This is a genomic window from Kitasatospora sp. NPDC096128, from assembly GCF_040303105.1.
Taxonomy (GTDB): Bacteria; Actinomycetota; Actinomycetes; order Streptomycetales; family Streptomycetaceae; genus Kitasatospora.
Map to the genome: position 1 here is coordinate 1 of NZ_JBEOSP010000017.1, position 20,520 is coordinate 20,520.

A 20,520-nucleotide genomic window follows, 5' to 3' on the forward strand; every position below is an offset into this window, starting at 1 on the left:
AGTGGTGTGCTCTTCGGTTGTGTGGGGTGTGGGGCGTGACGGGTGATTTTCAGACCGCCAACGGTCCCAGCCCCCCTCGATGAGGGTCGGCGGTCCGAAAATCACCCAGCCCCCGGAGCGCCCACCCCCTCCACCGCCCCCGGACCCACCCACCCTCCCGAAAGCCCCCCACAACAGAAACCCCCGCTTTTGCCTCCCCCACGGGGAAAGCGCAGGCTGGTTCCCGAGGAGGCCCCCCGATGACCACCCTTGAGGAACAGATCGACATCGCCGCCCCCGCCCTGGCCGCCTGGGAGCAGCTCCATCGCGTCCAGGAGTACCCCCGTTTCGTCGACGGAGTCCGCACCGCCCACCCCCACGGCCGCAACCTCGCCCACCTCGCCGTCCACGTCGACGGCGCCGAGCGCTCGGTGGACACCGAGATCACCGACCGCGGACGGGGCCGGGTGATGGCCTGGCGCACCCTGGATTCCGTCCACCTCAGCGGAGCCTTCGCCCTGCTCCCCCTCGACCCCCGGCACACCCGCCTCCAGATCCGGGTGCACTACGACCCGGAGGCCGTACACCGCGAGTTCGGCGGACCACGCGGCTTCGCCCAAGCAGGAGCGATCGAACGCACCGTGCGCGAGGACCTCGAACACTTCCGCGACCTCCTGGAGTCCCGGATGAACACCGCCGACCCCCACCCCCACGACTCCCCCCACACCCCATAAGAACCACATAAGCCCAGCTCAGCACGGGTGGTGAAGCTGTTCACAGCCCCCCGTCCCACCGACCGTTCCAGTTTCAACCTGTGGCAGACTCGGATGCCATGGACATCGGCCCGGTCACCAGGACGCTCCGCGCGGCGGTCTTCGCCGCGCTGGTCGTGCTGCTCGCCGGGCTCGGCCAGGTGCTGGTCACCGGCCGCACCCTGCCGGTCGCAACGATGGGCCTGGCCTGCGCGGCCGTCTTCGTCGTCGCCCTCGCCCTGGCCGGCCGCGAACGCGGCTACCCCGCGATCGCCGCCGCCTTCCTGCCGCTCCAGCTGGGCGTCAGCGCCCTGTTCGAGCTGGCCCAGCGCACCTGTCCGTCGCTGCCGCCCGACGCCGGTCAGGGCTTCCGTCCGCTGCTGTGCGGCGGCGGTTCGCTGGGCGGCTTCCTGCTGGGCCACGGCGTGTCCGACCAGAGCGGCGTCCTGCTGCTCCTGCTGCTGCACACGGTGATCGCCCTGGCCGGGGCCTTCTGGCTGCGCCGCACCGACGCCGCGCTGGCCGGCCTCGCCGAAGCCCTCCGGGTGCTGGGCGAGTTCCTGCACCGGCACCTCCCGGCGGCAGCCCGCTGGCTGCGACTGCTGTCCGCGCCCGTCCCGGCCCGTCCAGTGGTCCGGGTGCCGTTCCCCCCGGCCAGCCGCGCGCTGGTCCCGGCCGAGGACGTGGTGGTCCGCCCGGCCGTCCGGCGCGGCCCCCCGGTGTTCGCCCCGGCCGTCTGAGCACGTCCCCCCGACAGCTCGACGGTCCTCTCTCCGCCCCGCACCGCGCCCCGGCGCGCCTCCGCGCCCGCGCACCCGAGAGCACAGGACGACACCCCATGAGCAACACCCGCAAGGCCGACCAGAGGACCAACGCCACCGAGCGGATGCGCGCCGCCCGCGCCGAGGCCGAGCGCTCGGACCGGATCCGCCGCCGAGTGGTGGTCGGCGCCGCCTCCGCCGCCGTGCTCGCCCTCGCGGCCGGCGTCGCCTTCGCCGTCGGCGGCTCCTCCGACTCCTCCTCGAACGCCGCCGCGAACGGCCCCCTGGTCGTCCCGGCCAACGCCACCGGCCCGAACGGCACCGTCATCAGCTACGGCAAGGCCGACGCCCCGCACACCCTGGAGGTCTACGAGGACTTCCGCTGCCCGTTCTGCGAGCAGCTGGAGACGACCACCGGCAAGACCGTCCAGCAGCTCGCCGACAACGGCACCTACAAGGTCGAGTACCACCTGGCGACGTTCCTGGACAAGAACCTCGGCGGCAAGGGCTCGCGCACCGCGCTGGCCGCCGCCGGGGCCGCGCTGAACGAGGGCGTGGACAAGTTCAAGGCCTTCCACGACGTGCTCTACGCCAACCAGCCCGACGAGCGCAGCGACGCCTTCGGCGACGTCAACCACATCCTGGACCTGGCCGGCCAGGTGCCCGGCCTCAAGACCGACGGCTTCGTCAAGGCCGTCCAGGAGGGCACCTACGCACCGTGGGCGGCCAAGGTGAACGAGGAGTTCGACAGGAGCGACGTCACCGGCACCCCGACCGTCAAGCTCGACGGCAAGAAGCTGGACGTGCTGACCAACGGCAAGGCCGTCTCGCCCGAGCAGTTCACCGCCCTGGTCAAGCAGGTGACCGGGTGACCCGGGCCGCACCCACCCCCGCCCCCGCCACCCGGACCTTCCCCGCCGCCCGCCCCTTCGCCTGGCTCCTGGTGATCACCGGCGCAGTCGGCCTGTTCGCCTCGACGGCCCTCACCCTGGACAAGCTCCGCCTGCTCAAGGACCCGTCGTACGTCCCCAGTTGCAACATCAACCCGATCATCAGCTGCGGCTCGATCATGCGCAGCGACCAGGCGGAAGCCTTCGGCTTCCCCAACTCGCTGATCGGCCTGGTCGCTTTCGGGGTGGTGGTCGCGATCGGTGCCGGGCTGCTCGCCGGGGCGGCCTACCGGCGCTGGTTCTGGCTCGGCCTGCAGGCCGGGACGGTGTTCGGGATCGGCTTCGTGACCTGGCTGATGTACCAGGCGCTGTACCGGATCGGCGCGCTCTGCCCGTACTGCATGGTGGTCTGGGCCGCGATGATCCCGCTGTTCTGGTACACCACCCTGCACAACCTGCGCACCGGGGTGATCCCGGTCGGGCCGCGGCTGCGGACGGTCGTGCGGGAGGCCGCGCGCTACCACTGGGCCGTCCCGGCGCTCTGGTACGCGGTGATCGCGCTGCTGGTGCTGAACCGGTTCTGGTACTACTGGAGCACCCTGATCTGACGCCCCGTCCGCCCGCCCGCTCCCGCCCCGGGAGCGGGCGGGAGCGGGCCCTCCCCCGGCGAGGCCGCCATGCGACGCAAGATCGTCTTCACCTCCAACGTGTCCCTGGACGGGTACTTCGAGGGCCCTGACCACGACCTGGGCTGGCACCGGGTCGACGACGAGCTGCACACCCACTTCAACCGGGTGCTCGCCCGGATGAGCGGTTTCATCTCCGGCCGGCGCACCCACGAGCTGATGGCCTCCTTCTGGCCCACCGCCGACCAGGACCCGGCCGCCGACGGCCCGATGAAGGAGTTCGCGGGCATCTGGCGCGAGATGCCGAAGACCGTCTTCTCCCGCACCCTCGACCACGCCGACTGGAACACCACCGTCGTCCGCGAGGTCACCCCCGAGACGGTCGCCGCCCTCACCGCCGGCCCCGGCGGCGACCTCTCCCTCGGCGGCGCCGAGCTGGCCGAGGCCTTCCTGGCCCAGGACCTGATCGACGAGTTCCGGATCTACGTCCAGCCCGTCGTCCTCGGCCGCGGCACCCTGCTGTTCCGCCCCACCGGGCAGCCCCTCCCGCTCACCCTGGTCGAGACCCAGCGCTTCACCAACGGCGTCACCCTGCTGCACTACGCCCGGGACCGCGGCGCTGCTTCGACATCCCGGTGAGCTGGGCGAACGCGGCGGTGCCCGAGTGCCGACGGGGAAGCCCACCAGCCCGTCCGGATCAGGGGTTCGCCCGGATCCCCCTCAGTCCTCGAGCGGCTCGAAGGTGAACCGCTCGACCTCGGCGAGGAGTTCGGCGCGGCGGCGGTCGTCGAGGAAGGAGGCCCGGAAGGAGTTGGCGGCCAGTCGGCGCAGGGTCTCCTGGTCGAGGGCGAGGGCCTGCCGGACGGCGCGGAAGTTGTCCTCGACGTAGCCGCCGAAGTACGCCGGGTCGTCGGAGTTGACGGTGACCAGCAGGCCGGCGTCCAGCATCTCGCGCAGCGGGTGGTCGGCGAGGGTGTCGATGCAGCGCAGCCGGACGTTGGAGAGCGGGCAGAGGGTGAGCGGGATCTGCTCGCGGACCAGTCGGGCGACCAGCTCGCCGTCCTCCAGGCAGCGCAGGCCGTGGTCGATCCGCTCGACGCCGAGGACGTCCAGCGCCTCGGTGATGTACGAGGCCGGGCCCTCCTCGCCCGCGTGGGCGACCCGGCGCAGCCCGGCCTCGGCGGCCCGGCGGTAGACCTCGCGGAACTTCGCGGGCGGGTTGCCGACCTCGGCCGAGTCCAGGCCGATGCCGGAGATCCGGTCGAAGTACGGGCGGGCGGCCTCGAAGGTCTCCAGCGCGGAGTCGGCCGACTCGTCGCGCAGGAAGCACATGATCAGCTGGGTGCTGATGCCGTACCGCTCCTCGCTGCGCGACAGCGCCCGGGCCAGCCCGTCGACGACCACGCCGAGCGGCACCCCGCGCGCGGTGTGCGCCTGGGGGTCGAAGAAGATCTCGGCGTGCCGCACGCCCTGCTCGGCGGCCCGGGACAGGTAGGCGTCCGCGAGGTCGGCGAAGTCCTCCTCGGTGCGCAGGACGGCCATCAGCGCGTAGTAGAGGTCGAGGAAGGACTGCAGGTCGCTGAAGGAGTACGCCTTCCGCAGTTCCTCGGTGTCGGCGTACGGCAGCGCGACGGAGTTGCGGGCGGCGAGGGCGAAGGCGAGCTCGGGCTCGAGGGTGCCTTCGATGTGCAGGTGGAGTTCGGCCTTGGGAAGCGACATGTGCGTTCTGTCCGAGCTGTCGGGGCTGTCGGGGAATGGACCCGAAGGTGCGGAATTCATCCTACGATCTTCCGGATCTTCGGGGGCACCACAGGCAGCTCCCGGAGGGTGCGCAGCGGCGAGAACAGCGGCAGGGCGGCGGCCGCCACCAGCAGGCCGGTCATCACCCACATGGTGGAGCGCAGGCCGATCGCCTCGCCCAGCCCGCCCCCGGCCACTGCGCCGAGCGGGATGGTTGCGTGCACGGCGAACATCGAGCCGGCGGCGACCCGGGTGAGCAGCTCGGGCGGGGTGTAGGACTGCCGGAAGGTGCCGAGCACGACGTTGCAGAGCACTACCGCCGCGACCACGCCGACCGCCCCGACGACGTACAGCGCCGTCCCGACACCCGGTCCGGCCAGGGCAGCCAGATCGCGGCGGTGAGCAGGCCCGAGGCGAACGGCCCGGCGTCCAGGGTGAGCACCGCGACCAGTGGCAGCGCGACGGTGGTGACGCTGCCGCCCAGCCGACTGACGGTCTGCCCGGCCCACAGCAGCCGGAAGTCGCGTCGGGCGAACAGGCCCCAGCGGGAGCGGAGTTGCGGATCGGCGGGCGGCCGGGTGGCGGTGGCGGTCACGGCTTCGCCGGGACGCTGTGGGCGAAGGCCAGGACGGTCTCACGCTCCCGGCCGTCCTCGGGCACCGGCCGCTGCGCCCACTTCTGGATCACTGCGTGCAGGTCGGCGGCCAGCTCCCGGGCCTCCTCGGGGGTGAGCCGCAGCCAGGTCTGGGTGGCCACCGAGCAGCCGTCGCGCCAGTCCGGACCGTAGCCCGCGCGCCGCACCGACCACTCGCGGACCAGCTCGACCTGGCGTTCCAGCAGGATCGACCCGGCGGCCTCCGCGACCGCTTCGGTGACCGGGTCCCCGTCGAAGTCGGCCCTGGTCCAGCCGAGTTCGCGGTCGGCCAGCCGCCACCAACGCTCCCGCCGGTCCCGGGCGAGCTCGGCCGCCTCCTCGATCAGCCCGCTCTCGGCCAGCACCTTGAGGTGGTGGCTGACGTTGCCGACCGCCTGCCCGGTGCGCTCGGCCAGCCGCCCGACGGTGGCCGGACCGTCGACCCTGAGCAGGTCCATCAGCCGGCGGCGCAGCGGGTGGGTGAGGGCGGCGAGCACCCGGGAGTCCTGGATCTCCCGGGCGCCGCGCGGTCGTTCCGCGCCGTCGTCCTTCGTTCCGTTCTTCACTTCGTCCGTCGCTTCGTCCATGCCGGGAGGGTATCCACAAGAGCTCTTGTACGATACTTCTTTTACAAGTCTTCTTGTGCATTTCCCCGGTGCCCGGACGGGTGCACCGGCGCCGGGCACCGGACACTGGAGGAGGGGGCTTCCGCCGAGGAGGTACCGAGAATGCGGCACGCCGACGACCCGCACATCCGACCCGCGGGCATCTCCCCGCACGCGCTGGGCAACGACACCCTGCTGCACGAGCTGGAGCAGCTGCACCGCACCCGCCACGAGACCTTCCTGTACGGCTCGGAGGACGCGCTGAAACGGCATACGCTGCGCACCGGGGAGCTGGAGGCCGAGTACCTGCACCGCTTCCCCGGCCGACAGGTCACCGCCGCGCGGACCAGGGCCGGCGCCCGGGCCCGGGAGGCCGCGGCGCGGGTGGAGTCGCTGCCGGAGTGACGGACGGCCGCCGCCCGGCGGGACACGCCGGGCGGCGGTGGCGCCCCCGGGGGCAGGGCGTCGGGGAGGGTGTGAGGGCAGACGCACCGGACCCGACCCCCTCTGGGAGCCCCGCATGCCCATCGCCAGCGTCAACCCCGCGACCGGCGAGATCATCCAGACCTTCGAACCGCTCGACGCGGCCGGGATCGAGCGGCGACTGGCCCGCGCCGAGGCAGCCTTCCACGGCTACCGCTCCACCCCCTTCGCCGCCCGCGCCGAGCTGATGCACCGCGCGGCCGACCTGCTGGACCGGGACCAGGACGCGCTGGCCCGGACCATGACCGAGGAGATGGGCAAGCCGCTGGCCGCCGCCCGGGCCGAGGCCGCCAAGTGCGCCAAGGCGATGCGCTGGTACGCCGACCACGCCGAGGCGCTGCTCGCCGACGAGCACCCCGCCCCCGCCGACGTGGCCGACAGCGGGGCCTCCCGCGCGTACGTCCGCTACCGTCCGCTCGGCCCGGTGCTCGCCGTGATGCCGTGGAACTTCCCGTTCTGGCAGGTGATCCGCTTTGCCGCGCCGGCGCTGATGGCGGGCAACGTCGGCCTGCTCAAGCACGCCTCCAACGTGCCCCGCACCGCGCTGGCGATCGAGGAGCTGTTCCAGCGGGCCGGGTTCCCCGAGGGCTGCTTCCAGACCCTGCTGATCGGCTCGGGCGCGGTCGAGGGCGTGGTGCGGGACCGCCGGGTCGCCGCCGTCACCCTCACCGGCAGCGAGCCGGCCGGGCGGGCGGTCGCAGCGGCGGCCGCGGACGAGGTGAAGAAGGCGGTGCTGGAGCTGGGCGGCAGCGATCCGTACGTCGTCCTGCCGAGCGCCGATCTGGACGCGGCGGTGGCCACCGCCGTCCGGGCCCGGGTGCAGAACAACGGCCAGTCCTGCATCGCCGCCAAGCGCTTCATCGTGCACACCGACGTCTACGACCGCTTCACCGCCGCCTTCACCGAGGCGATGCGCGGGCTGCGGATCGGCGACCCGATGGACGAGGCCACCGACGTCGGCCCGCTGGCCAGCCGCCAGGGCCGGGACGACCTGGAGGAACTGGTCGAGGACGCCCGCACCCACGGCGCCCGGGTCGAGTGCGGCGGCAACCGCCCGATGGGGTGGGACACCGGCTGGTTCTACGAGCCGACCGTGCTGACCGGCATCACCCCGGCGATGCGGATCCACCAGGAGGAGACCTTCGGGCCGGTGGCCACCGTGTACCGGGTCGCCGACCTGGACGAGGCGGTGGCGCTGGCCAACGACACCCCGTTCGGGCTCAGTTCCAACGTCTGGACCACCGACCAGGGCGAGCAGGAGCGCTTCGTCCGCGACATCCAGGCCGGCGGGGTGTTCTTCAACGGCATGACCGCCTCCCACCCGGCGCTGCCGTTCGGCGGGGTCAAGCGCTCCGGCTTCGGACGGGAGCTGTCCGGGCACGGCATCCGGGAGTTCTGCAACGTCACCACGGTGTGGGTCGGCTGAGCCCTCCCGGAGCCGCGACGCCTCCGGTGCGGTCGGGGGCCGGTCGGGTCAGGAGGCCGCCATCCGGTGCCTGCCCCGGCCGGGCGTCGCCCAGCGGGCGACCACGCCGACCAGCGCGATGAAGGTCAGGAACCAGAAGAAGGCCATCAGCCCGATCATCGGATCCCACTCGGTCTGGACCTCGACCATGAGCAGGCCGATCGAGAGCGCGACCATGAAGGTCACCACGGTGGGGCTCAGGCTGAGCAGCCAGTGCCAGGCCCGGTGGCCCAGGCTCGGGTTCCGCTCGGCGTCGGGGCCGGTGTCGAGTTCCTTGTAGGTGAGCAGGTCCATCGGGACCGCCTCCAGTGCTGGAAGAGGGAGGGAAGGACCCGGCCCGCGCGGTCAGGAGGCCTTGCGCGGAGCCGGGGACTTGCGGGTGGTGGTCTTCTTCGCCGCCGAAGCCTTCCCGGCAGCGGCGGTCTCGGCAGTGGCGGTCTCGGCAGTGGCGGTCTTCTTGGAAGCGGCGTTGGCCTTCCTCGCCGGGGCGCGCTTGCGGGGCGGGGGCTGCTGCTCCCCCTCCCCCTCCTCCTTCTCCGGTGCGGCCGGCGCCCGCCCGCCCCTGGCCTGCTTGAGGCTGCTGCGCAGCGCCTCCATCAGGTCGATCACGTTGTCCGGCGCCTCGCCGGACTCCTCCTCGTGCGGGAGCTCGACGCCCTCTAGCCGGGCGGTGATCACCTGCTGGAGCGCCTGCTGGTAGTCGTCGTGGAGCTGGGAGAGGTCGAAGTCCTCGGAGAGGGTGTCCATCAGCGACCGAGCCATCTTGAGCTCCTGCGGGCGCACCGCCACGTCCTCCTCGGGCGCGATCCCGGCCGCCGGGCGGACTTCGTCCGGCCAGATGCAGGTCTGCAGCACCAGCGTCCCGTCGTGCACCCGCAGCACCGCGGGCGACTCCCGGGTACGCAGCGCGATCTTGGTGACGGCGATCTGCCCGGACTCCACCAGCGCGTCGCGCAGCAGGGCGTACGGCTTGGCGGCGGCCTTGTCGGCGACGCCCACGTAGTAGGCCTTGGAGAACATCAGCGGGTCGATCTCGGTGGCGTCCACGAAGGCCAGCACGTCGATGATCTTCTTGCTGGGCAGTGGCAGGTCGGCGAGGTCCTCGTCGCTGAGGGTGACCGTCCGGCCGTCGGGCGACTCGTAGCCCTTGGCGATCTCGGCGTACGGGACCTCCTTCTCCTCCCGCTCGCAGTACCGCTTCATCCGCACCCGGCCGCCGTCCTTGGCGTGCACCTGGTGCAGCGGGACGTCGTGCTCCTGGGTCGCGGAGTAGAGGTGGACGGGGATGCTGACCAGCCCGAAGCTGATCGTCCCCTTCCAGGTGGTCTGCATGGGGTGGCTCCGAGAGACGTCCGAGAATGCCCCGAGAATCCCACTGTGCCCGGGTTCGCCGTGATCGGCCACACCGCGCCCGCGCGGGGGCCCGACGCCCGGCCGACTTGAGCCTCCACAGAGCTCCACGGTCGGCCCCGATCCTGACGATGCGTCAGATCTGAGCTTTTCATGACACCCATGCACCTATTCTGACCTGGGGTTTTGCGTTCGGTGAGCGAACAGTTATCAAAGCATTGTTCCGATACTCGGGCGTAGAAGTTAGGTTGCACCGCAATGCGCGGATCTGTCCCCCACCCTGCGGCGCGACGAGCCGAGGGTCATGCCGCGCCGGAAAGGCAGAGGACACCCCATGAGTGCGGACACCACCAAGCAGGTGGCGGACACCCCCCAGGTCCCCCACCAGCTCGGCCCGGTCGGACACGGTGGCGACGGCCACCTGAAGGCCGGGCTCAAGAACCGCCACCTGTCGATGATCGCCATCGGCGGCGTGATCGGCGCCGGCCTCTTCGTCGGCTCCGGCGCGGGCATCGCGAGCACCGGTCCGGGCATCCTGCTCTCCTACGCCCTGGCCGGCGCGCTGGTCGTGCTGGTGATGCGGATGCTCGGCGAGATGGCCGCGGCCGACCCGCAGAGCGGCTCCTTCTCGGCGTACGCGGACCGCGCGCTGGGCCGCTGGGCCGGCTTCACCATCGGCTGGCTGTACTGGTTCTTCTGGGTCGTGGTGCTCGCGGTCGAGGCGACGGCCGGCGCGAAGATCCTCCACAACTGGGTGCCCGGCGTCCCGCAGTGGGGCTGGGCACTGATCGTGATGGCGGTGCTGACCGCCACCAACCTCTTCTCGGTGTCCTCGTACGGCGAGTTCGAGTTCTGGTTCGCCGGGATCAAGGTGGTCGCGATCGCCGCGTTCCTGGTGATCGGCGCCCTCGCCGTCTTCGGCGGGCTGCCCGACACCCACGCGGTCGGCCTCACCAACCTCACCGGCCACGGCGGCTTCCTGCCGCACGGCGTGGGCGCGGTGTTCACCGGCATGCTGACCGTCGTCTTCGCCTTCATGGGCAGCGAGATCGTCACGCTCGCCGCCGGCGAGTCGGAGGACCCGCAGAAGGCGGTCACCAAGGCCACCAACAGCGTGATCTGGCGGATCGGCGTCTTCTACCTGGGCTCGATCCTGCTCGTGGTCACCCTGCTGCCCTGGGACTCGGCCGAGGTCAAGGCCAGCGGCCCGTACGTGGCGGTCCTGAACCACGTGGGCATCCCGCACGCGGGCCAGGTGATGGACGTGATCGTGCTGACGGCCGTGCTGTCCTGCCTCAACTCCGGGATGTACACCGCCTCCCGGATGGCCTTCTCGCTGGGCCAGCGCGGGGACGCACCGAAGGCCTTCGCGACCGTGACCTCGCGCGGCGTGCCGCGGGTGGCCATCCTGTGCTCGGTGGTCTTCGGCTTCATCGCCGTCTTCCTCAACTACTACTCGCCGGACACCATCTTCGCCTTCCTGCTGAACTCCTCCGGCGCGGTCGCGCTGTTCGTCTGGCTGGTGATCTGCGCGACCCAGCTGCGGATGCGCCGGATCCTCGAGCGGGAGACGCCCGAGCGCCTGACCGTGCGGATGTGGCTGTTCCCGTACCTGACCTGGACCGCGATGGGCATGATCGGGTTCGTGATGGCGTACATGTTCACGACCAAGGACGGCCGCGACCAGATGTACCTCTCGCTGGTCGCCGCGGCGGTCGTGCTCGCCGCCTCGGCCGTGGTGGGCCGGCGACGGCGGGCGGCGGTGGCGGCGGGGTCCTGAACCCGTCCGCCCCGCGCGGGAACGCCGGGCCCGGGAGCCGTTGCGGAGGCTCCCGGGCCCAGTGCCGTTCCGCCCCGGCACCCGGCGGTCCGCCGGACCGGACCCGGCGGACCCCGGGGGCGCGACCGGGCGGTCACGCTGCGTCGATGTCGGCGCCGTGGACGTGTGAGCCCGCCCACAGGGGGTTTCGCACCTACTGCCCCGGATAGTTGTCACGACCGGCGCCTCCGGCCCGCCGTGCCGGTCGCCGCACCCCGGCGGCCCGCCCCCTCGCCGGATCCGCCCCGAAGAACGCAGGCCACCGACCCTTCCGGCCCCGCTTTCCAGCGGCGCCCCCGATCCGCGACCCTCGAACGCCAAATCCGGACAAATCCTTGCAAAAACCCTGGCACGCCCGGTCCCACCCACCGCTGAGCCACTACTCCGCGTAGTAGCGAGCGCCTTTGCCACCCGCCCCCGGCCCTGCCAAGAATGGCCCGTCGCCAGGCAGCGCCGGCCGGCCCCGTCCGCCGTGCGCAGCCCGCCCGCCCCGCCGCTCACCGCCGGGGCGCCACGACCGTCCCGGACGGCCGCGCGGGCCCCGCTCACCCGGAGCCCGTGCGATGCCCCGCGCCCAGTGCCCCGGCACGGTCCCCGACGGAAAAGGATTGTCCGCTCCATGCAGCTCAGCCATGCCCGCCGCAACTCCCTGATCACCGGCGTCGCCACCCTCGTGGTCGCGAGCGCCGCCACCGCCGCGCTCGCCATCCCGCAGGTCGGGAACACCGCCGAGGCCGCCGCCCCGGCAGCCGCCGTGGCGGTGGACGGCAAGCCGGTGGCCGACCAGGGGCAGGCCGACACCGCTGCCGCTGCCCAGCAGGCCGCCCAGGACGCCCAGGCGGCCCAGGCGAAGGCCGAGGCGGACGCCAAGGCCCAGGCCGACGCCCAGGCGCAGGCCGCGGCCGACGCGAAGGCCCAGGCGGACGCCAAGGCGCAGGCCGACGCCGCCGCCTCCCGCTCCCAGCAGCGCCAGGCCCTGGCCGCCCCGAGCGGCACCCCGCAGCAGATCGCCGCCCAGATCGTCCCGGCCGGCCAGCTGCAGTGCTTCAGCAACATCGTGTCCCGCGAGAGCAGCTGGAACCCGATGGCCGTCAACGCCTCCTCCGGTGCCTACGGCCTGGTCCAGGCGCTGCCGGGCTCCAAGATGGCCTCGGCCGGCTCGGACTGGAAGACCAACCCGGCCACCCAGATCAAGTGGGGCCTGGACTACATGAACTCCCGCTACGGCAGCCCCTGCGGCGCCTGGGCGTTCTGGCAGAGCCACCACTGGTACTGAGCCGACCCGGCTCCGCCCCCTCCGTACACGCTCCGGGCCCGCGACGCACCCCGCGTCGCGGGCCCGGAGCGTGCGGCCGCCTGGCGTGGACGCGTCCGGAAGGCGGCGTGAAGATATGGCGCACGCTCGTACGATTTGACCTGATTGCTCGTCATTACGCACCGTCAGCCCTTTGCCACGGTTCGCCCGCCCTCTTACGCTCCGGCGTCATGCCCTCACCCCTGATCAGCGTCGTGCTCCCCGCCTACGACCAGCACGGACAGCTCGCCGACTGCCTGGACTCGCTGCTCGCCCAGACCCTGGCGGACGTCGAGGTGATCGTGGTCGCCGACCGCTCCCCCGAGACCGCGGGCGGGCTGGCCGACGCCTACGCGGCCCGGCACCCGCGGGTGTCCGTGCTGCACCTCAACGCGGCCGTCGGGGTCGGGGTGAGCCGGAACGCGGGCGCGGCGCGGGCCACCGGCGAGCACCTGCTGTTCCTCGACGCCGACCACCTGCTGCCCCGGGACGCCCTCCAGGCGCTCGCCGACCGGCTCCGGCAGACCGGCCAGGTCGACGTCCTGCTGTTCGGCCACTCCCGCCGCCACAACGACCGCGACTGGCCGGGCGGCGCCGAGGAGCTGCTCGCCGAGACCGGCCCCGAGCCCTTCGAGCCCTTCGACCGGCCCGAGCTGTTCGGCGCGCCGCCGCTGATCTGGGACCGGCTGATCCGCCGCGGCCACTGGGAGGAGCTCGGGCTCGCCTTCCCCGACGGCCGCTACGAGGAGATCCCGGTGGTGCACGCGGCCCTGCTCGGCGCCCGCAAGGCCGCCGTCCTGGCCCGCGAGTGCGTCCAGCTGCGCCGCCGGGAGACCGTCCACCCGGCCGGCGGACCGGGCAGCAGCGTGTTCGACCTCTTCGACCAGTACGAACGCAGCTTCGCCCTGCTGGAGGACCAGCCCCACCTGTACGCGGTCCGCGACGCCCTGTTCGTCCGGATGATCCGGCACTACCTGTTCGTCTTCGACCTCGCCGGCTGCGTCACCCGGGCCGAGCGCCCCCAGTTCTTCCACCGCGCCGCCGAGCACCACCGCCGCTTCCAGCCGCCCGGCCACCGCAAGCCGGCCGGCCGCGAGGGCATCAAGTTCTCCCTCCTGGCCGGCGGCGCCTACCCGGCCTTCGAGGTCGCCAAGCTCTCCCACATCGCCCGCGGCACCCTCACCGGGCGGAAGTAGGGCGCCTCAGCGGTGCGCCGTACCGCCCTCCGCCGCCATCGCGACGGCGATCCGCCGGGCCCGCTCGGCCCACACCCCGGCGGGCAGCGGCGGCAGCACGTCCATCCACAGCGGCAGGGTGGAGCCGCGCAGCTGCGTCAGGCCCTCGGGCCGGGCGATCAGCCACAGGTGCAGGTGGGCGCCGCCGTCGCCCCAGCGGTTCACGTGGACCCGGCCGATGCCGCCCAGCGACAGCACGGCCCGCTCGACGCGCTGGAGCATCGGGCCGAGCCGGGCGGACAGCTCGGCCGGCAGGTCCAGCAGGTCGTGGTGGGCGCGCGGCTGGAGCAGCACGGTGGCCGGCAGGCCGCCGGGGCCGCCGGCGCCGCTCAGCCGCCAGTGCTCGTCGGTCCAGAGGAAGTCGGAGTCCGGGCGGGCGCACTGCCCGCAGCCCTCCGGGCCGTCCTCGCCCTGGCGGGGCGGCTCGGGCAGGACCGGCGGCTGGAGCACCCGGACCGTCAGCTCGCCCTCGTACGGGAAGATGTCCCAGGACGGCGCGCCGTCGGTCGGGACGGCCGGGCGCTCGCCGATCGGCAGCCGGGCGAGGTAGGCGTCGGGGCCGGCCGGGTCCGTGGAGTCGTTGATCACGACGGCCGAGCCTGTCACAGGACACCCCGTCGGCGGAAGCCCGGTCGTGCCCCGGCCCGGTGCGGCGCCGCGGCTGCGATCATCGGCGGAGTCCACTTCCTGGGAGGCCCTGGTGAGCCGTCCGTCCGCCGTCCCCGGGGCCGAACTGGCCCGTGAGCTGGCCGCCGTGCTGCGCGGGGAGGTCCGGTTCGGCGCCGCCGAGCGCACCGTGTACAGCCAGGACGCCTCCAACTACCGGCAGTTGCCGCTCGGGGTGGTCAAGCCCGCCGACCTGGACGACGTGCGCACGGCGCTGGCGCTGTGCCGGCGGTACGGCGTGCCGGTGGTGCCGCGCGGGGCCGGGACGAGCGTCGGCGGGCAGGCCATCGGCCCGGGCGCGGTGGTGCTGGACTTCCGCCGCCACCTCGGCGCGGTACTGGAGGTCGACGCTCAGGCCCGCACCGCACGCGTCCAGCCCGGCACCGTGCTGGACGACCTCCAGCGCGCCGCCCGGCCTTACGGGCTGCGCTTCGGCCCGGACCCGTCCACCCACAGCCGCTGCACCGTCGGCGGCATGATCGGCAACGACTCCTGCGGCTCCCACTCGCTCGCCTGGGGCCGCACCGCGGACAACGTGGAGCGGCTGGAGCTGCTGCTCGCGGACGGCACCGAACTGACCGTCGGCGGCCGGCTCACCCCGGCCGAGCGGGCGGCGCTCCCGGAACAGTCCGGCCGGGCGGGCCGACTGCACCGCGAAATCCAGGAGTTCACCGACCGCAACCTGGCCGTCATCCGACAGGGCATGCCGCAGCTGCCCCGCCGTACCTCCGGCTACCCGCTGGACGCGCTGCTGCCCGAGCACGGCCACCACCTGGCCCGGGCGCTGACCGGAACCGAGGGCACCTGCGCGCTGCTGCTGGGCGCCACGGTCCGCCTGGTCGAGGACCCGCCGGCCCGCGCCCTGGTGGTGGCCGGCTACCCCGACGAGGGCGCCGCCGCCGACGCCGTCCCCGCGCTGCTGCCGTACGGTCCACTGACCGCCGAGGGCATGGCCGCCGACCTGATCGCCGCACTGCTCGCCGCCGGCCCGCGCCCGCCCGCCCTGGACCGGCTGCCCGCGGGCGAGTGCTGGCTGCTCCTGGAGACCGGTGGCGCCACCGCGTTGGAGGCCTACCAGGCGGCCCGCCGACTGGCCGACGCGGTGCGCCGGGAGCCCGCCGCCCGCGTCTGCCTGGTCACCGACCCGGTCGAGCAGCGCCAGCTGTGGGCCGTCCGGGAGGCCGGCGCCGGGATCGTCACCCGGCTGCCGGGCGGCGGCGAGGCCTGGCCCGGCTGGGAGGACTCCGCCGTCCCGCCCGAGCGGCTCGGCGACTACCTGCGCGGGCTGCGGGCCCTGCTGCGCCGGCACGGCCTGCGCGGCGTCCCGTACGGGCACTTCGGCGACGGCTGCGTGCACCTGCGGATCGACTTCCCGCTGGACCGGCCCCGAGGCACCCCGGTCTTCCGGGAGTTCCTGGAACAGGCGGCCGATCTGGCCGTCTCGTACGGCGGTTCGCTCTCCGGCGAGCACGGCGACGGACAGGCCCGCGCCGAGCTGCTGCCGCGCATGTACCCACCCGAAGTCATCGCCCTGTTCGGCGAGTTCAAGCGGATCTGGGACCCGGAGAACCTGCTCAACCCCGGCGCTCTGGTGGACCCGCGCCCGCTCGACGCCGACCTGCGCTTCGTCACCGCCCCGCGCCGCCCGCTGCCGCTCGCCCTCCCGTACGAGCAGGACGGCGGCAGCCTGATCAAGGCGGTGCACCGCTGCGTGGGCGTCGCCAAGTGCGTGGCCCCGACGACCGGGGTGATGTGCCCCAGCTACCTGGCCACCGGCGAGGAGCGGCACTCCACCCGGGGCCGGGCCCGGCTGCTCGCCGAGATGCTGCGCGGGGACGCGATCCCGGACGGCTGGCGCTCGGCGGAGGTGCGGGAGGCCCTGGACCTCTGCCTGAGCTGCAAGGGCTGCGCGAGCGACTGCCCGGTGCACGTCGACATGGCGACCTACAAGACCGAGTTCCTGCACCAGCACTACCGGCACCGGCCGCGCCCGCTCGCCCACTACTCGATGGGACGGCTGCCGCTGTGGCTGCGCGCGGTCGCGCTGGCGCCGGCGGCGGCCAACACGCTGGTCCGCTCCCCGGCCGGCCCCCTGCTCAAGCGGATCGGCGGGATCGACCCGCGCCGGGTACTGCCGGTCTTCCCGCCCGAGACCTTCACCCGCTGGTACCGGCGCCACCGCGCCGCGCACCCCGCCCCGACCGGCGCCCGGCCGGTACTGCTGTGGCCGGACACCTTCTCCAACCACCTCCAGCCGGAGGTGGCGCGCTCGGCCGTCGAAGTGCTGGAGCACCTGGGCTTCGACGCCCGGCTGCCGGACGGGCCGGTGTGCTGCGGCCTCACCTGGTACTCCACCGGCCAACTCGGCACCGCCCGCCGAGTGTTGCGGCGCAGCCTGGCGGCGCTGGCGGCCACCGGGCTCCCGGCCGACACCCCCGTGATCGGCCTGGAGCCCAGCTGCACCGCCACCCTGCGCGAGGACCTGCCCCGGCTGCTCGGCGCCGACGGCCGCCCGCTCTCCGAACGGACCCGCACCTTCGCCGAGTTCATCGACGAGTACGCCCCGGACGCCCCGCTCCCCCGGGCCCGGCCGGCCGCCGTCACCCAGACCCACTGCCACCAGCACGCGGTGCTCGGCAGCGCCGCCGACCGCCGGGTCGAGGCCCGACTCGGCCTGGACAACCGGGTGTTGGACTCCGGCTGTTGCGGACTGGCGGGCAACTTCGGCTTCGAACAGGGGCACTTCGAGGTGTCCGAGGCGATCGCCGAGCGCGTCCTGCTGCCCGAGGTGCGGGCGGCCGGGCCCGACACCATGGTCCTGGCGGACGGGTTCAGCTGCCGCACCCAGATCGCCCAACTCGCCGACGGTCGCCGGGCCTTGCACCTGGCGGAGCTGATCGCCCGGGAGCTGCGGGAGCAGCGGGCCGAGTGAGCCGAGTGAGCCGGGCGTGCTCGGCGAGGAACGTGCCGGCGCGGGCGGCGGCCTCTTCCCTGGTCGACCCCGGGCACCCTGACCGCCCGCATCGGTCCGCCCCGAGCGGCGGCAGCGGCGCCCTGCTCCCCGGCCTCGACCTCGACCTCGAGACCCGCCGCCTCTCCGCCCTGCCGGACGGCCTCACCCTGCAAGCCGTCCAGCACCCGGACCTGGTCGGCCCGGACGGACTGCGCGCCGTGCTCCGCCGCCACCTGGACACCCTGGCAACCGCCTGACAGCACGCCGACGCCCTCGACACAATGGCGCCATGACCCTCACCCCCGCCGAGGCGGACACGATCCTGGCCGAGAACTTCGCCCCCTGGGTGCTGGACCTCGGCCTCAGCACCGCCGAGACCGGCGAGCGGCACGCCGTGCTGCGGCTGCCCTGGTCCGAGCGGCTCGCCCGCGAGGGCGGCGGACTGTCCGGCCAGGCCCTGATGGCCGCCGCCGACACCGCCTGTGTGATCGCGCTGTCCGCGGCCCGGGGCGGCTTCGCGCCGATGACCACCATCCAGCAGTCCAGCAGCTTCCAGCGCGCCGTGGCCGGCCAGGACGTCCTCGTCCACGCCCAGGTGACCAAGCTCGGCCGCCGGATCGCCTTCCTCGACGTCACCCTCACCGCCGAGGGCGCCGAGGAACCCGCCGCCCGGGCGACCTCGGTCTACGCCCTGGGCTGATCCGCCCGCTGGTCCGACGCGCCCGAGGCCTCCCGGCCGGGAGGCCCATCAGCCCTGCAACGCCTCCTTCTTCGGCGGCTGCTCGGAGCAGATCGCCGACACGAACTCCGCGAGCCGGGCCTGCGGCAGCCCGCGCGCGATGTCGGCCTCGCTGATCATGCCGACCAGCTTGTGCTCCGGGTGGTTGATCACCGGCAGGCGGCGCACCTGGTACTGCTCCATCACCCGCAGCACCTGCTCGCAGTCCTCGTCCGCCTCCACCGTCATCGGCCGCCCGAGGGCCAGTTCGCCCGCCGTCACCTCGGCCGGATCGCGCCCCTCGGCGACGCAGCGCAGCACGATGTCGCGGTCGGTCACGATGCCCAGCAGCCGGTCGTTCTCCCCGCAGATGGGCAGCGCGCCCACATGTCGTTCCCGCATGATCCGGGCGGCGGCGGCGAGCGTCTCGTGCTCGCGGATGCACTCCGCCCCCGGGTGCATGATGTCGCTGGCGATGGTCATGGTCCGCCTCCTGGCCTGGCTTCCACCCCCTCGTCCATCCTGGTCCGACCGGGTGAGGCACGCCACCGGGCGGGCCCGGCCGGGCAGCGCTCAGGACGACGCCTCGGGCTCGGTGCGCTCCCCGGCTCCGAGCTCCGGGTCCGTGCCGTCCGGGTCCGTGCCGTCCAGACCCGTACCGTCCAGCGGCGACCTGGTCAACAGCTCTTCCAGCGGCGGCAGTTCGTGCTTGGGCCGCTCGTGCGGGAGCTCCTCCTCCGGCACCTCCCCGCGCGCCACGGCCTGCTCCGCGGACTTCGCGGCGGCGGCGACCGCGGCGGCCGCCAGCAGGTCCCGCTGCTGGGACTCCGTCGCGCTGTCCAGGAACCGCAGCAGCTCCACCGGGAACGGCAGCACCAGGGTCGAGTTCTTCTCCGCCGCCACCTCCACCACGGTCTGCAGCAAGCGCAGTTGGAGCGCCGCCGGGGTCGCGCTCATCACCGCCGCCGCCTCCGACAGCCGGGCCGAGGCCTGGAACTCGCCGTCCGCGGTGATGATCCGCGCCCGCCGCTCCCGCTCGGCCTCCGCCTGGCGGGCGATCGAGCGCTTCATCGACTCCGGCAGGGCGACGTCCTTGATCTCCACCCGGTCGATCTGGATGCCCCAGCCCAGCGCCGGGCTGTCGATCATCAACTCCAGCCCCTGGTTGATCGGTTCGCGGTTGGCCAGCAGGTCGTCCAGCTCGCTCTTGCCGATGATCGAGCGCAGCGAGGTCTGCGCGACCTGGGAGATCGCGAAGTTGTAGTCCTGCACGTTGACCGTCGCCTTCACCGGGTCCTGGACCTGGTAGTAGACCACCGCGTCCACCCGCACGGTCACGTTGTCCCGGGTGATGCCCTCCTGCGCCGGGATCGGCATCGTCACGATCTGCACGTTCACCCGGCGCAGCCGGTCCGCGATCGGCATCAGCGCGACCAGGCCCGGCTCCCGGACCTCCTCGCGCACCTTGCCGAAGCGGAACACCACGCCCTTCTGGAACTGCTGGACCACCCGGATGCTCAGCCCCGCCCACAGTGCCCCCAGCCCGGCCAGCCCCCCGAGAGCACCCAGCACCGCATCGACGATCATCGCGGCCTCCTCGCGGCCTCCGCGCACACCGGCACACCCGGCCGCCGCCGACCCGGCGAGGACCGGGGGCCACCGGAGCAACTGCTTCCAACGCTACGCCTGCGCGGATCCCGCCGGGCCGGCCCGCAGGGGCTCTAGGATCGGGCCCATGCAGCCGGCCCCCGCCGATGACCCCGGCGACCCCCGCCACCCGGCCGAGGCCTCCGCCCGCGCCACCGGGCTCACCGTCCTCGACCGGGTCGTCACCGACTGCCGGGCCTGCCCGCGGCTGGTCGCCTGGCGCGAGGAGACCGCCCGCACCAAGCGCGCGGCCTACCGGGACTGGGACTACTGGGCCCGCCCCATCCCCGGCTTCGGCCCGCCCGACGCCCCGCTCGTCCTGGTCGGCCTCGCCCCCGCCGCCCACGGCGCCAACCGCACCGGCCGGATCTTCACCGGCGACCCGTCCGGCGACCTCCTCTACGCGGCCCTGCACGAGCTCGGGCTCGCCAACCGCGCGGAGTCCGTCCGCCACGGCGACGGCCTGCAGCTGTACGGCGTCCGGATCACCGACCCGGTCCGCTGCGCCCCGCCCGACAACAAGCCCAGCACCGCCGAACGGGACACCTGCCGCCCCTGGATCACCCGCGAACTGCAGCTGCTGCGCCCCACCGTACGGACGGTGGTCGCCCTCGGCGGCTTCGCCTGGCAGGCGATGCTGCCGGTGATCGCCGACGCCGGCTGGCTCGTCCCCCGCCCCCGTCCGGCCTTCGGCCACGCCGCGCAGGTCACCCTCCAGGCCCGCGACGGCGGCCCCGCCCTGCGGCTCTACGGCTGCTACCACGTCAGCCCGCGCAACACGAACACCGGCCGGCTGACCACCGCGATGCTGCACGACCTGCTCCGCGAGGCGGCCGGCTCGGCGGGGCTCAGCCCGCGCTAGGGTCCGTCCGGCGTCGCGAGCCCGGCAAGATCCGCCGGACA

At 73.6% G+C, this 20,520-nt stretch carries 23 protein-coding genes; 14 read left to right on the forward strand and 9 right to left on the reverse strand.

Features of this window, described 5'->3' with window-relative positions:
• The first annotated feature begins 239 nt into the window (after window positions 1-239).
• The 5 genes from ABTY61_RS19935 to ABTY61_RS19955 all read left to right on the forward strand — a co-directional run bounded on the left by ABTY61_RS19935 (window position 240) and on the right by ABTY61_RS19955 (window position 3,647).
• On the forward strand, window positions 240-713 hold the full coding sequence (locus ABTY61_RS19935) for an SRPBCC family protein (protein WP_350506333.1): 474 nt from the start codon (window positions 240-242) through the stop codon (window positions 711-713).
• 98 nt (window positions 714-811) lie between these two features.
• Window positions 812-1,471 carry a hypothetical protein gene (locus ABTY61_RS19940; protein WP_350506334.1) on the forward strand — a complete coding sequence of 220 codons (660 nt, stop codon included), beginning with the start codon at window positions 812-814 and terminating at the stop codon, window positions 1,469-1,471.
• Between the two features lie 98 nt (window positions 1,472-1,569).
• Window positions 1,570-2,364, forward strand: a complete 795-nt coding sequence (locus ABTY61_RS19945) for a DsbA family protein (RefSeq protein ID WP_350506335.1) — start codon at window positions 1,570-1,572, stop codon at window positions 2,362-2,364.
• A complete protein-coding gene (locus ABTY61_RS19950) occupies window positions 2,361-2,990 on the forward strand; it encodes a vitamin K epoxide reductase family protein (RefSeq protein ID WP_350506336.1) in 630 nt (209 codons plus the stop codon). The genes ABTY61_RS19945 and ABTY61_RS19950 overlap by 4 nt, the downstream gene beginning before the upstream one ends.
• 69 nt (window positions 2,991-3,059) lie before the next feature.
• Window positions 3,060-3,647 (forward strand): dihydrofolate reductase family protein, encoded by a 588-nt coding sequence (locus ABTY61_RS19955; protein ID WP_350506337.1) that lies wholly within the window; start codon window positions 3,060-3,062, stop codon window positions 3,645-3,647.
• An 81-nt stretch (window positions 3,648-3,728) separates the two neighbouring features.
• On the opposite strand, the gene ABTY61_RS19960 is transcribed toward ABTY61_RS19955, so the two are convergent.
• From ABTY61_RS19960 to ABTY61_RS19975, 4 genes are read right to left on the reverse strand one after another with little or no spacing between them, the layout of a single operon-like run.
• Window positions 3,729-4,727, reverse strand: coding sequence for an adenosine deaminase (locus tag ABTY61_RS19960; RefSeq protein WP_350506338.1), 999 nt, complete (start codon window positions 4,725-4,727; stop codon window positions 3,729-3,731).
• A gap of 56 nt (window positions 4,728-4,783) precedes the next feature.
• The gene (locus tag ABTY61_RS19965) at window positions 4,784-5,077 is read right to left on the reverse strand and encodes a hypothetical protein (protein WP_350506339.1); all 294 of its coding nucleotides are present in this window, start codon (window positions 5,075-5,077) and stop codon (window positions 4,784-4,786) included.
• Window positions 5,062-5,343 (reverse strand): hypothetical protein, encoded by a 282-nt coding sequence (locus ABTY61_RS19970; RefSeq protein ID WP_350506340.1) that lies wholly within the window; start codon window positions 5,341-5,343, stop codon window positions 5,062-5,064. Before ABTY61_RS19970 ends, ABTY61_RS19965 begins: the two co-directional genes overlap by 16 nt.
• Window positions 5,340-5,969, reverse strand: coding sequence for an ArsR/SmtB family transcription factor (locus tag ABTY61_RS19975; protein WP_350506341.1), 630 nt, complete (start codon window positions 5,967-5,969; stop codon window positions 5,340-5,342). The genes ABTY61_RS19970 and ABTY61_RS19975 overlap by 4 nt, the downstream gene beginning before the upstream one ends.
• 141 nt (window positions 5,970-6,110) lie before the next feature.
• Between ABTY61_RS19975 and ABTY61_RS19980 the strand changes: the two genes are divergently transcribed.
• Complete coding sequence (locus tag ABTY61_RS19980; RefSeq protein ID WP_350506342.1) at window positions 6,111-6,392, forward strand: DUF6158 family protein; 282 nt, start codon at window positions 6,111-6,113, stop codon at window positions 6,390-6,392.
• A gap of 115 nt (window positions 6,393-6,507) precedes the next feature.
• Window positions 6,508-7,896 carry an NADP-dependent succinic semialdehyde dehydrogenase gene (locus ABTY61_RS19985; protein WP_350506343.1) on the forward strand — a complete coding sequence of 463 codons (1,389 nt, stop codon included), beginning with the start codon at window positions 6,508-6,510 and terminating at the stop codon, window positions 7,894-7,896.
• 48 nt (window positions 7,897-7,944) lie between these two features.
• Here ABTY61_RS19985 and ABTY61_RS19990 read toward each other — a convergent pair whose 3' ends face one another.
• Window positions 7,945-8,229 (reverse strand): hypothetical protein, encoded by a 285-nt coding sequence (locus ABTY61_RS19990; protein ID WP_350506344.1) that lies wholly within the window; start codon window positions 8,227-8,229, stop codon window positions 7,945-7,947.
• 51 nt (window positions 8,230-8,280) lie between these two features.
• Complete coding sequence (gene ku, locus ABTY61_RS19995; RefSeq protein WP_350506345.1) at window positions 8,281-9,267, reverse strand: non-homologous end joining protein Ku; 987 nt, start codon at window positions 9,265-9,267, stop codon at window positions 8,281-8,283.
• Between the two features lie 352 nt (window positions 9,268-9,619).
• Between ku and ABTY61_RS20000 the strand changes: the two genes are divergently transcribed.
• The 3 genes from ABTY61_RS20000 to ABTY61_RS20010 all read left to right on the forward strand — a co-directional run bounded on the left by ABTY61_RS20000 (window position 9,620) and on the right by ABTY61_RS20010 (window position 13,594).
• On the forward strand, window positions 9,620-11,065 hold the full coding sequence (locus tag ABTY61_RS20000; RefSeq protein WP_350506346.1) for an amino acid permease: 1,446 nt from the start codon (window positions 9,620-9,622) through the stop codon (window positions 11,063-11,065).
• Between the two features lie 658 nt (window positions 11,066-11,723).
• Entirely contained in the window at window positions 11,724-12,380 is a 657-nt protein-coding gene (locus tag ABTY61_RS20005) for an aggregation-promoting factor C-terminal-like domain-containing protein (protein ID WP_350506347.1), read from the forward strand.
• 209 nt (window positions 12,381-12,589) lie between these two features.
• Window positions 12,590-13,594: a glycosyltransferase family 2 protein gene (locus tag ABTY61_RS20010; RefSeq protein WP_350506348.1), complete on the forward strand. Its 1,005-nt coding sequence runs from the start codon at window positions 12,590-12,592 to the stop codon at window positions 13,592-13,594.
• Between the two features lie 6 nt (window positions 13,595-13,600).
• Here ABTY61_RS20010 and ABTY61_RS20015 read toward each other — a convergent pair whose 3' ends face one another.
• On the reverse strand, window positions 13,601-14,221 hold the full coding sequence (locus ABTY61_RS20015) for an HIT family protein (RefSeq protein ID WP_350506349.1): 621 nt from the start codon (window positions 14,219-14,221) through the stop codon (window positions 13,601-13,603).
• Window positions 14,222-14,333: 112 nt separating this feature from the next.
• Here ABTY61_RS20015 and ABTY61_RS20020 point away from each other — a divergent pair, with 112 nt between their 5' ends.
• From ABTY61_RS20020 to ABTY61_RS20030, 3 genes are read left to right on the forward strand one after another with little or no spacing between them, the layout of a single operon-like run.
• Window positions 14,334-17,231 (forward strand): FAD-binding and (Fe-S)-binding domain-containing protein, encoded by a 2,898-nt coding sequence (locus ABTY61_RS20020; protein WP_350506350.1) that lies wholly within the window; start codon window positions 14,334-14,336, stop codon window positions 17,229-17,231.
• On the forward strand, window positions 17,228-17,509 hold the full coding sequence (locus ABTY61_RS20025) for a TetR family transcriptional regulator C-terminal domain-containing protein (RefSeq protein ID WP_350506351.1): 282 nt from the start codon (window positions 17,228-17,230) through the stop codon (window positions 17,507-17,509). The genes ABTY61_RS20020 and ABTY61_RS20025 overlap by 4 nt, the downstream gene beginning before the upstream one ends.
• Before the next feature lie 32 nt (window positions 17,510-17,541).
• Window positions 17,542-17,952, forward strand: a complete 411-nt coding sequence (locus ABTY61_RS20030; protein WP_350506352.1) for a PaaI family thioesterase — start codon at window positions 17,542-17,544, stop codon at window positions 17,950-17,952.
• A gap of 48 nt (window positions 17,953-18,000) precedes the next feature.
• Here ABTY61_RS20030 and ABTY61_RS20035 read toward each other — a convergent pair whose 3' ends face one another.
• Window positions 18,001-18,453, reverse strand: a complete 453-nt coding sequence (locus ABTY61_RS20035; RefSeq protein WP_350506353.1) for a CBS domain-containing protein — start codon at window positions 18,451-18,453, stop codon at window positions 18,001-18,003.
• Between the two features lie 90 nt (window positions 18,454-18,543).
• Window positions 18,544-19,557, reverse strand: coding sequence for a slipin family protein (locus ABTY61_RS20040; RefSeq protein WP_350506354.1), 1,014 nt, complete (start codon window positions 19,555-19,557; stop codon window positions 18,544-18,546).
• Window positions 19,558-19,705: 148 nt separating this feature from the next.
• On the opposite strand from ABTY61_RS20040, the gene ABTY61_RS20045 reads away from it, so the two are divergent.
• Window positions 19,706-20,479, forward strand: coding sequence for a uracil-DNA glycosylase (locus tag ABTY61_RS20045; RefSeq protein WP_350506355.1), 774 nt, complete (start codon window positions 19,706-19,708; stop codon window positions 20,477-20,479).
• The last annotated feature ends 41 nt before the right edge of the window (window positions 20,480-20,520 follow it).

Excerpts from the sequence above, each read along its gene's own strand:
- ABTY61_RS19935 (WP_350506333.1), top strand. The coding sequence starts at position 240 with ATGACCACCCTTGAGGAACAGATCGACATCGCCGCCCCCGCCCTGGCC.
- ABTY61_RS19940 (WP_350506334.1), top strand. The coding sequence starts at position 812 with ATGGACATCGGCCCGGTCACCAGGACGCTCCGCGCGGCGGTCTTCGCC.
- ABTY61_RS19945 (WP_350506335.1), top strand. The coding sequence starts at position 1,570 with ATGAGCAACACCCGCAAGGCCGACCAGAGGACCAACGCCACCGAGCGG.
- ABTY61_RS19955 (WP_350506337.1), top strand. The coding sequence starts at position 3,060 with ATGCGACGCAAGATCGTCTTCACCTCCAACGTGTCCCTGGACGGGTAC.
- ABTY61_RS19960 (WP_350506338.1), bottom strand. The coding sequence starts at position 4,727 with ATGTCGCTTCCCAAGGCCGAACTCCACCTGCACATCGAAGGCACCCTC.
- ABTY61_RS19975 (WP_350506341.1), bottom strand. The coding sequence starts at position 5,969 with ATGGACGAAGCGACGGACGAAGTGAAGAACGGAACGAAGGACGACGGC.
- ABTY61_RS19980 (WP_350506342.1), top strand. The coding sequence starts at position 6,111 with ATGCGGCACGCCGACGACCCGCACATCCGACCCGCGGGCATCTCCCCG.
- ABTY61_RS19985 (WP_350506343.1), top strand. The coding sequence starts at position 6,508 with ATGCCCATCGCCAGCGTCAACCCCGCGACCGGCGAGATCATCCAGACC.
- ABTY61_RS19990 (WP_350506344.1), bottom strand. The coding sequence starts at position 8,229 with ATGGACCTGCTCACCTACAAGGAACTCGACACCGGCCCCGACGCCGAG.
- ku (WP_350506345.1), bottom strand. The coding sequence starts at position 9,267 with ATGCAGACCACCTGGAAGGGGACGATCAGCTTCGGGCTGGTCAGCATC.
- ABTY61_RS20000 (WP_350506346.1), top strand. The coding sequence starts at position 9,620 with ATGAGTGCGGACACCACCAAGCAGGTGGCGGACACCCCCCAGGTCCCC.
- ABTY61_RS20005 (WP_350506347.1), top strand. The coding sequence starts at position 11,724 with ATGCAGCTCAGCCATGCCCGCCGCAACTCCCTGATCACCGGCGTCGCC.
- ABTY61_RS20010 (WP_350506348.1), top strand. The coding sequence starts at position 12,590 with ATGCCCTCACCCCTGATCAGCGTCGTGCTCCCCGCCTACGACCAGCAC.
- ABTY61_RS20030 (WP_350506352.1), top strand. The coding sequence starts at position 17,542 with ATGACCCTCACCCCCGCCGAGGCGGACACGATCCTGGCCGAGAACTTC.
- ABTY61_RS20035 (WP_350506353.1), bottom strand. The coding sequence starts at position 18,453 with ATGACCATCGCCAGCGACATCATGCACCCGGGGGCGGAGTGCATCCGC.
- ABTY61_RS20040 (WP_350506354.1), bottom strand. The coding sequence starts at position 19,557 with ATGATCGTCGATGCGGTGCTGGGTGCTCTCGGGGGGCTGGCCGGGCTG.
- ABTY61_RS20045 (WP_350506355.1), top strand. The coding sequence starts at position 19,706 with ATGCAGCCGGCCCCCGCCGATGACCCCGGCGACCCCCGCCACCCGGCC.